The sequence below is a fragment of the Pseudarthrobacter kochi genome, assembly GCF_055412805.1.
The window spans coordinates 1-1,709 of sequence record NZ_JBVAYV010000105.1 but is presented as its reverse complement, the minus strand read 5'-3'; the positions used below and the strand labels follow the sequence as shown (position 1 = coordinate 1,709).

General features: G+C 65.1%; 1 protein-coding gene. It reads left to right on the top strand.

Translation table 11 applies throughout. From position 1 onward, the window contains the following. Positions 1-151: 151 nt before the first annotated feature. Positions 152-1,702 carry an IS21 family transposase gene (gene istA / locus ACZY0Y_RS19820; protein WP_463959933.1) on the top strand — a complete coding sequence of 517 codons (1,551 nt, stop codon included), beginning with the start codon at positions 152-154 and terminating at the stop codon, positions 1,700-1,702. Positions 1,703-1,709 lie beyond the last annotated feature (7 nt).

The window sequence follows — 1,709 nt, the reverse complement described above, 5'->3', positions numbered from 1 at the left end:
TGGCTTCCAAGGGAGCCACCTGTCGTGCGCTTCAGAGCCACCTGCCCAGATCACGGATCGTGTCGTTCAGAGCCACGATTGGCGTGGTTGAGAGCCACCTGAAAAGCTCCTCCCACCACGTGATGGCCACGTGGTGGGAGGAGTACCGGTAATGGTACGGAAGATCAAGGCGAAACTTGTCTTGCAGTTACGAAATCAGGGCTTATCAGGCAGGTCGATCGCCTCGGCGCAGGGCATCGCGCGCAATAGCGTCCAGGCGGTGCTCGATGCAGCGGACCGGCTCGGCGTCGTCTGGGATGACGTCGCGGAACAGTCAGAAGCCGAGGTGTATGCGGCCGTGTTCCCCGGCCGCGGCGTTCATGAGAGCGTCTTCGCGCAGCCGGACTGGCCCCGGGTTCACACTGAGTTGGCCCGGGTCGGGGTGACGTTGAAGCTGTTGCACCAGGAGTATGTCGACGCAGCGTCCATGGCGCAGGCAACGATGAGCTATGACCGGTTCTGCCGCCTCTATGGCGAACACGCCGCCGTCTCGGGGGCGACGTCAAGGGTCGGGCACAAGGCCGGCCGCAGTATCGAGGTCGACTGGTCCGGACCCACGATGCAGCTGTTGGATCCGACGACGGGTGAGCTGTCGAGGGTGTATTTGTTCGTCGCGTGCCTGCCGTTCAGCCGGTATGCGTTCGTGGAAGCGAGCCTGGACATGAAGCAGGAGTCGTGGCTGCGCGCCCACACGGCGATGTTCGCGTTCTTCGGTGGCAGCGTCCCGCGCCTGGTCCCGGACAATTTGAAGACCGGGGTGATTTCCCACCCGAAGGAGGGCGAGGTCGTGCTCAACGACGCTTACCGGGAGATGGCGGCGCACTACTCGGCAGCGGTCCTCCCGGGCAGAGTTCGCCACCCTCGAGACAAGAGTGGTGCCGAGAACACGGTCTCCCATGTCGCGACCTGGGTCATCGCCGGCCTCCGGCACGAGCAGTTTACGTCGCTGGCGCAGCTGCGCCTGCGGATCCGGGAACAGATCGATGCCTATAACCGTGAGCCGTTCCAGAAACGTGACGGGTCACGCCTCAGTGTGTTCACCGCGGAGGAGAAGCCGTTGTTGCAGGCGCTGCCGGCGGCCCCATTCGAGATCAGCACGTGGGTCTATAAACGCAAGGTGAACGCCAACGCTCACGTGGTTTGGGCGAAGAACTTCTATTCCGTCCCGTTCAGCCATATCGGCGCCCTCGTTGACTTGCGCGTGACGGAGACGATGCTGGAGGTTTACCGGCGTGACGAGCGCCTGACCAGCCATTTGCTGCTGCCGGCCACGGCCAGCAACCAGTATCGGACGAACGAGGCGGACCTGCCCGAGGGGCGCAGCTTCCAGGCCTGGGACCGGGCCCGGATCGAGGAGTGGGCGGCGCGGGTCGGACCTGCGACGGCGGCAGTGACAGCCAAGATCTTCGAGACCGTGTTCATCGATGAGGCCGGCTTCGACGCGGCGCTGGCGGTGCTGAAACTGTCGCGCCGGTTCTCCCCGGCACGCCTCGAAGCGGCCTGCGCGCTGGCGCTGCGGGGCCCGATCCGCTCACCCCGCTATGCGCACCTGCGGCCGATCCTCGACACCGGACAGGACAAAACCGGACACACCCCCGAGCCCGAGCCGGATGATGGCGGTTATGTTCGCGGCGGCGCCTACTACGCCGGAGGGACCCGATGAGCGTCCT